The following is a 7,488-nucleotide window of genomic DNA, read 5'->3' as shown; positions in this document are numbered from 1 at the left end:
TCGACCGTGGTTGAGGTCGGACGCTTCCTTCATGAACCTCACCGACACCGGCCTGCGGCCGGACGCACGTCCCGACCTCACCCGCCCCGACGCGGGGCTCGTCCTGGCCTCCCTCTGGCACACCGAGGGACCCGAGCGGCAGCGAAGGGTGATGTCCGGCGTCATGGACGCCTGGGAGAAGACCCGGTTGCCCCCCGCCTACCTCGCCCGGCACTGCCTGGAGGGGTCCGACGGCCGGACCGTCCTCAACTTCGCCCAGTGGACGAGTCCCGCCGCCCACCGGGCGTTCGCCGCCGATCCCGGCAACCAGCAGACCCTCGGCCTGGCCGTCCAGGCCCTCTACTCGGCCGATCCGCCGGGCCGTTACGTCCCCTGCCGGGTCGTCCGGCGGCGCGCGGGAAGCGCCGGCTTCTTCACCGTGCGGTGGTACGACACCGAGGACGCCGGGGCGGGCCGGTCGCTCGCCGACGAGCTGGCCGCACGTCCTGCCACCGCAGGGGGCCCGGCGCCCGTGGTGGAGCAGTTCTCCGTGGCGGAGGACGGGCGGCGGCTCCTCGTGCTCGCGGGGTTCACGGCGGAACCCGGCGGTACCGGCCCGTGGTTCCGGCCGTTCCGCGGACTGGTGCGGGTGGCGGCCCGGGGCGCCCGCGGAGGGTCCCCGGCCGGCCTCCCGGGTCAGGAGGGGCGGGCGTAGGCGAGGGGGTCCGTGAGGACGTCGTGCAGGACGAGGGAGGCGGCGCCCCGGGAGGCGTCGGTGGCCGCGGAGGCGGGGCGGAGACGGCCGGCGTCGGGGGACCAGAGGCCGGAGACGACGCGGGCGGAGAGTTCCTCCGACACGGCGGGGGCGAGCCAGGGCAGCAGGCGGGGGTAGATGCCGCCCAGGACGACCGCCTCCGGATCGAGGAGGTTGACGACGCCCGAGAGGGCCCGGCCCAGCATGCGGCCCGCCTCGGTGAGGGCGGCGAGGGCGCGCGGGTCGGCGGCGGCGGCCCGGTCGGCGAGGTCGTCCACGTCCGGGGCGCCCGCCGCCCGCAGGAGCGCCGCCTGGCCCGCGTACTGCTCCAGGCAGCCGCGCGAACCGCAGCGGCAGCGCGGACCGTCCGCGTCCACGACCAGGTGGCCGACCTCGCCGGCGAACCCGTGGGCGCCGCGCAGGAGTTCGCCGTGGACGACGATCGCGCCGCCGACGCCGATCTCCCCGGTCAGGTGCACGAAGGTACGCAGGTCGCCGAGGTCGCCGAAGCGGAGCTCGGCGAGCGCCGCCATGTTGGCCTCGTTGTCGGAGGTCACCGCCAGACCGGCGGTCTCCGGGCGGAGTGACGTGAGCGCCGCGGCGAAGAGGGCCTCCGCGTCGACCTCGTGCCAGCCGAGGTTGGGTGCCTGGCGCACGGTTCCGCCGGAGACGAGGCCGGGAAGGGCGAGGCCGGCGCCCGCCGGGGCGAGGCCGTGGCCGGCCGCCGCGCCGAGGGCGTCGGCGGCGACGCGGGCGGCCCGCGCGAGGACTTCGCCGGATCCGGTCGTCCGGTTGTCCAGCCGTTCGGTGCGGCGGACGCGGTCGGCGCCGGTGAGATCGACGACGCACACGGTCACGTAGTCGACGTTGATCTCGACGCCGAGTCCCGCGGGGCCGGTGCCGGCCGGTTTGAGGACGGTGCCCGGGCGTCCCGCCTGGCCGCTGAACGTCTTGCCGGACTCGACCAGGAAACCGAGGTCGAGCAGCTGCTCGACCAGGGAGGAGACGGCGGGCCGGGTGAGGCCCACGCGGGCGGCGACCGCCGCCCGCGTGGTCTCGCCCGCCTCGTGGACGGTCCGCAGGACGAGACTGAGATTGTGGCGGCGCACTCCCGACGTGTCGGCCTTGGGTCCCGTGGGCTGGTTCATGGTGAGCGTGAGCCTAGGTCCTGTTCGTCCGATCTTGAAACCCCGGGAGTGCGGACGCCGGCCCCGCCGCCACGGCTCACCACGGGGGCGCCGGGCAGGCTCCGCCGTCGCCGCCGGGATCAGGAGTGGTGCCTGATGGTCCGCCGGATCCAGGCCGCGTAGGCCGGCGCGCTGGTGTAGAGGCCCGGCCCGGCCGAGCACGGGACACCAGGGGCGCCCGGACCCGAGGTCACTCCGACCAGCTCCCACCGCCCGTGCCGGCCCCTTTGGAGCTGCGGGCCGCCGGAGTCCCCGAAGCAGGCCATGGCCGCGGGCACGCGGCTGATCGTGCACAGCCGGGTCCGGTCGGCGTATCCGGGGGCGCATTCGGTGGCGGCGCCCCGGCGCGTCCGGAGCTCCCGCAGCCGCTCCGGAAAGATCAGCTCGGTGTCGGAGGTGGTGCCGAATCCCAGGATGCGGGTCGGGGTGCCGGGCCGTCCGGCCCGTTCCGCGAGCGGGACGGGCTTCTCGGAGACCGGGCGGTCCAGGCGGACCAGGGCGATGTCGTCCCTGTTGGCGGCCTTCCCCTCGCCGTTCCGGTAGCCGGGGTGGACGAAGGTCCGGTCGATGGCCCGGACGGTCCCCCCGGACTTCCGGTCGGTGCTGCCGACCCGGACGACGCCGTCCAGTCGAAGACCGTCGCCCCGCACGCAGTGGGCCGCCGTCAGCACCCACCGCGGAGCGATCAGCGAGGCTCCGCAGTTGCCGTCGTGCACCCCGTGCTCGGGCGCCGACTCCGGGATCACCGCCATGAACGGGTAGTGCTCCGTCGGCTCGTTCCCGTTGACGACGGCTCCGGCGCCGCCGGTCAGCAGCGTGGCGCACACCGCCACCGCGAGTGTGCCGACCGTGGCCGTGCGGGCCGCCCGGTGGCGGACCGCCTTCATGCTGAACATCCGGGGTTCCCTCTCTTCGTACCTCTCGGAGGTTCCACCCTGTTCGCTCCGGTGCCGGCCGCGCCATCCGGCCGGCACCAAGGAACGGCGGGGACGCTCCCCCGCCGATCGCGGGGGAAGACCCCCGGGCCAGGACGGCAGGAGGCCTCAGTGCGGTCCCCCGCAGTGGCGCACCAAGATCACTGCATCGGCTCGGGGAGCCGCCGCACACGAGGAGAGATGACCATGGACGGGTACAGGAAGCCGATCGGCCGGCGAGGGCTGCTCACACTCACGGCGGCGCTCGCCGCCTCGGCGGCGGCCGCCCCGGTGGCTGCCGCCGCCTCGTCGCCACGCTTCGCACCCGGCACGTCCCCCGCGGGCGTCGTACGCTCCCTGGAGCGGGCCGCGCACCCGCTGCGCTCCACGGATCCGGGCGGTACGACGGCGGACCTGCGGGCACTGGGCGCCATGGTCACGGGCGCGCGGGTGGTGGGCCTCGGCGAGGCCACGCACGGTTCGCACGAGTTCTTCGCCATGAAGCACCGCGTCTTCCAGTACCTCGTGGAGGAACGCGGCTTCACCACCTTCGCCCTGGAGATGAGCTGGTCGGCCGGGCTCCGGATCGACGCGTACCTCCAGGGCGGCCCCGGCGATCCGCGGCGGATCGCACAGGAGACGCTGGCCGGATCCCCCTGGGAACGCGAGGAGTTCGTCCGTCTGATCGGCTGGATGCGCGACCACAACGGCCGCCGTCCCGACCGCCGGGTCCACTTCATGGGCGACGACCTCGGGGCACCGAAACTCGGCGACCACATCTTCGAGCGGGTCCTGCGGTCCGTCGGTACGGTCAGGCCGGAGGCCCTGCCCCGGCTCACGGAGTTGTACGCGGGGCTGCGCCCCTTCGACGACGTCTTCGCCCACCTGCGCAAGCCGCTCCGGGAACGGCGGGAGGACGCCGCGCGGGCCCAGGAGGCCTTCGACCTGGTCGCCGGGCATCGGGAGACCGGTGGTGAGGACTACGCGTGGACCGTGCAGCACGCCCGGAACATCGCGCAGACCTTCGCCTTCGCCACCGTCGACCTCGCGGACCCGGCCTCGGTCACGGCCGCGGAGCGCCTGCGCGACCAGGCCATGGCCGACAACGTGCTGTGGTGGCAGGACCGGACCGGCCACAGGATGCTGCTGTCCGCACACAACGGCCACGTCGGCTACCTGTCCACCCACCCCGACCTGTACCCGCGCACCCAGGGCGCCGTGCTGCGCGACCGCCTGGGCCGTGGCTACGCGGCGATCGGTTTCACCTTCGCCGGCGGATCCTTCCTCACCAAGGACACCAGCCTCGACGGCGACTGGAAGCCGGTCACCGTTCCGGCGGCGCGCCCCGGCATGCACGAGCACACCCTGGACCGGGTGGGGTACCGGGACTTCTACCTGGACCTGCGATCGGCGCCCGCCGCGGCCCGGGCCTGGCTCGGCCGGCCCCGGCCGGTCTACGACGCCGGTTCGACGTTCACCCCCGACCCGCTGCCCACCCTCGCGATCGGCCGGGCCTACGACGTGCTCGTCCACCTCAACCGGGTCCGGGCGGCCGAAAGGCTCTGAACCCGAGGGAGCGGCCGCGGGGGGCGGGGTGGCGGATACGGCAGGGGCCGGGCCGGGAGGAAGCCGGTGCCGGCCGGTGGCCCGAACCGACGGACGCCCTCACTCGCGGCGCCAGTTGGCGGCCCGTCAGCCGAGGTGGGCGGCGATGGTCCGCGCGCAGTCCAGGGACTCGGCGTGCGTGGTGTCGACCTCCAGGTCGTACACGACGCCCCGGTGGACCGACTCCGCCTGCGCGGCGGCCATGCCCTCGGGCCGGTCGCCGCGCGCGATCTCGCGGGCGGCGGCGACCTCGCCGGCGCAGCGGACGCCGACCCACAGGACGTCCAGGCCGGCGAGGGCGGTGCGCCACCGTTCCTGCGACTCGGCCCCGCCGAGGAAGACGTCGTCCACGACGACCCGGGCACCGGCCCGGGCCATCGCCGCGACCCCCTCCCGCCAGGCCGCCTCCAACTCCCGGAACGCCGGCCCGACGTGCACGGCGCCGTCGTCGGCGAACCCGATGCCCGCGTCGCCCAGCCGCAGGGAGGCGGGCAGCGAGTCGACGAAGGCGTCGATCGCCGCGGAGAGCCACGGGTCCGGCAGGACCGCCTGGAGACACCGGACGAGGCCGGACTTGCCGGAGCTGGAGCCGCCGTTCAACACGATCACCTGAGTCGTCACCGCGTCACCCTACGGTCCTTGACCAGGGCGTACACAACGGTTTTCCGGTCCGGGGAAGGTGGGGGGCGATCACGCGGGGCCCGTCGTCACGACCGGTGGGGGTGGCACGGTCGACCGGAGCCCCCGCGGCCCGCAGGCCCGTGCCGGCGCCACGACCGACCCGGCCCGCCCCACGCCCGGCCCGGTGGGGCGGCACCGCCGTCCGCCGGGGCCCCTCGCGACCCGCGGGCCCGGCCGGGGCCGGGGCATGACCGGGCTCGCCGCACGGTCCGGCTCCCACCGGCCGCCCCGTCACTCCCCCGCCCCCGCGCGGCGACGCACCGGCGGGCCTGGCCCGTGGCCCGGAGCCGACCGGGCGGTGGACACGCGGGCGCGCCACGCTTTCAGGCCCAGCGCCTCACCCCAGCAGCCCCCCGCTCGCCGCCTCCAGGACCCCCGCCACGCGGTCCCATGTCTCCTCGTCCCGCGCCACGGGCGGCAGCGGTTCGCCCGCGCCCGTGCCCCAGGTGCCGGCCAGGGCCACGGGGTCCTCGCCGGTGGCCGCGGCGGCGGCCAGGGCCGCCGCGCCGAGGGCGACGAGTTCGCCCGCCGCCGGGACGACGAGCGGGCGGCCGGAGAGGCGGCGGACGGTCTCCGTCCAGGCGCGGCCGCGGGCGCCGCCGCCGATCAGGCGCAGGGGGCGGTCGCGTACCGCCGGGTCGGCCGGGTCGAGGCCGCAGGCGGCGAGGAGGCCGTCGAGCGCGCGGAGCACCGTGAAGACGGCGCCCTCGTAAGCGGCCCCGAGGACGGCTCGCGGGTCCGTGGTGTGACGGAGGCCGGTGACGAGTCCGGAGGCGTGGGGCAGGTCGGGGGTGCGTTCGCCGTCGAGGTACGGGAGGACGACCGCGCCGCCGCCGGGGCGGGCGTCCTCCCGGTCGAGGCCGAGGAGGGTGGCGAACCGGTCGACGGCGAGCGTGCAGTTGAGGGTGCAGGCGAGCGGGAGGTACGTCCCGTCGGCGGCGGCGAATCCGGCGAGCGCGGGGTCGGGGCCCGCGGGACGGCTCCGGGTGGCGGCGAAGACGGTGCCGGAGGTGCCGAGGCTCACGACGGGGTGGTCGAGCAGGCCGGCGCCGCCGAGGCCGAGGCCGACGGCCGCGGCCATGTTGTCGCCGGTGCCGGCGGCGACCACGACGGTACGGGGCAGGCCGAGGGCTTCGGCGGCGGCCGGGGTGAGGGTGCCGGCGGGCGTGGCGCCGGTCGGGGCGACGGCGGGCAGCAGGGCCCGGTCCAGGCCGAGGAGGTCGAGGATCGCGGGGTCGTAGGCGCGGTCGTCGGTGCGGTACCAGCACGTTCCGGAGGCGTCGCCGGGGTCGGTGAGCGCCGTGCCGGTGAGGCGTTCCGTGAGGTGGTCGTGCGGGAGGCGGACGCCGGTGGCGGCCTCGGCGACGGCGGGCTCGTGTTCGCGGAGCCACTGCCATTTCGCGGCGGTCATGGAGGCGACGGGGACGGAGCCGGTCCTGGCCTGCCAGGAGGCCGGGCCGCCGAGGCGGGTGGCCAGGGCGGCGGCCTGCGGGGCGGAGCGGGTGTCGTTCCAGAGGAGGGCGGGCCGGGCGGGCCGGCCGCCCGGGCCGAGGACGACGAGGCCGTGCTGCTGTCCGGCGACGGCCAGGCCGGTGACCGCGGAGGCGGGGACGCCGGCGTCCCGTACCGCCGCGCGGACCGCCGTGCCGAGGGCGGTCCACCACTCCTCCGGGTCCGTCTCGCGGGCGCCGCCGCTGCCGGTGACGGTGTGCGGCGCCCGGGCGAGGGCGAGGAGCTCGCCGGTGCCGGCGTCGACGGCGGCGGCCTTGGTGGACTGCGTGGAGCTGTCCACGCCGATCACGACGGAGCGGCTCGGGGACACGCTCTCACCTCATCTCTTCTCTTCGTCGGGCCCGGGGCGGTGGCGTGCGGTCCGGCGCGGCGTCCGGGTGGCCTGCCGCCGGTGGGGGCACCGGGTCTGGCGCCGGGGGCATCTCGTGGGGTAGGACTGGTGACCGGATTAGTTATCGCAGAAAACAAATCGGGCCGCCAGTACCCGGCGCCCCTGACGACTTCGCAGAGGACACACCATGCCGGAGCGTTTCTCCCCCACCCCCGAGGACCGTTTCACCTTCGGCCTGTGGACCGTCGGCTGGCAGGGCCGCGATCCCTTCGGGGACGCCACCCGCCCCGCCCTGGACCCGGTCGAGACGGTCGAGCGGCTGGCCGCCCTCGGCGCGTACGGCGTCACCTTCCACGACGACGACCTCGTTCCCTTCGGCGCCACGGACACCGAACGCACCCAGGCCGTCAAGCGCTTCCGGGCCGCCTTGGACCGCACGGGCCTCAAGGTCCCCATGGCCACCACCAACCTCTTCACGCATCCCGTCTTCAAGGACGGCGCCTTCACCGCGAACGACCGGGACGT

At 76.1% G+C, this 7,488-nt stretch carries 6 protein-coding genes and 1 pseudogene; 3 read left to right on the top strand and 4 right to left on the bottom strand.

Features of this window, described 5'->3' with window-relative positions:
• A partial coding sequence (locus RIF68_RS20305; RefSeq protein ID WP_309052711.1) for a hypothetical protein occupies window positions 1-694 on the top strand: 694 nt, incomplete at its 5' end.
• Here the strand turns inward: RIF68_RS20305 and RIF68_RS20300 are convergent.
• Together RIF68_RS20300 and RIF68_RS20295 are read right to left on the bottom strand one after the other, a co-directional pair.
• On the bottom strand, window positions 676-1,881 hold the full coding sequence (locus RIF68_RS20300; protein WP_309052710.1) for an ROK family transcriptional regulator: 1,206 nt from the start codon (window positions 1,879-1,881) through the stop codon (window positions 676-678). The two genes, RIF68_RS20305 and RIF68_RS20300, sit on opposite strands and share 19 nt — an antisense overlap.
• 119 nt (window positions 1,882-2,000) lie before the next feature.
• Complete coding sequence (locus RIF68_RS20295; protein ID WP_309052709.1) at window positions 2,001-2,816, bottom strand: serine protease; 816 nt, start codon at window positions 2,814-2,816, stop codon at window positions 2,001-2,003.
• Window positions 2,817-3,041: 225 nt separating this feature from the next.
• Between RIF68_RS20295 and RIF68_RS20290 the strand changes: the two genes are divergently transcribed.
• On the top strand, window positions 3,042-4,400 hold the full coding sequence (locus RIF68_RS20290) for an erythromycin esterase family protein (protein ID WP_309052708.1): 1,359 nt from the start codon (window positions 3,042-3,044) through the stop codon (window positions 4,398-4,400).
• 126 nt (window positions 4,401-4,526) lie between these two features.
• Here the strand turns inward: RIF68_RS20290 and cpt are convergent, their stop codons facing one another.
• Complete coding sequence (cpt, locus tag RIF68_RS20285) at window positions 4,527-5,060, bottom strand: chloramphenicol phosphotransferase CPT (RefSeq protein ID WP_309052707.1); 534 nt, start codon at window positions 5,058-5,060, stop codon at window positions 4,527-4,529.
• Window positions 5,061-5,457: 397 nt separating this feature from the next.
• Window positions 5,458-6,942, bottom strand: a complete 1,485-nt coding sequence (xylB, locus tag RIF68_RS20280) for a xylulokinase (protein WP_309052706.1) — start codon at window positions 6,940-6,942, stop codon at window positions 5,458-5,460.
• Between the two features lie 208 nt (window positions 6,943-7,150).
• Between xylB and RIF68_RS20275 the strand changes: the two are divergent.
• Window positions 7,151-7,488, top strand: a pseudogene (locus RIF68_RS20275) (xylose isomerase); the annotation flags it as partial.

Source organism: Streptomyces sp. (assembly GCF_031178505.1).
GTDB lineage: Bacteria > Actinomycetota > Actinomycetes > Streptomycetales > Streptomycetaceae > Streptomyces > Streptomyces gulbargensis.
This window is presented reverse-complemented; position numbering and strand designations above follow the sequence as displayed.

Coding starts and splice junctions, on each gene's coding strand:
- RIF68_RS20300 (WP_309052710.1), bottom strand. CDS start 1,881: ATGAACCAGCCCACGGGACCCAAGGCCGACACGTCGGGAGTGCGCCGC.
- RIF68_RS20295 (WP_309052709.1), bottom strand. CDS start 2,816: ATGTTCAGCATGAAGGCGGTCCGCCACCGGGCGGCCCGCACGGCCACG.
- RIF68_RS20290 (WP_309052708.1), top strand. CDS start 3,042: ATGGACGGGTACAGGAAGCCGATCGGCCGGCGAGGGCTGCTCACACTC.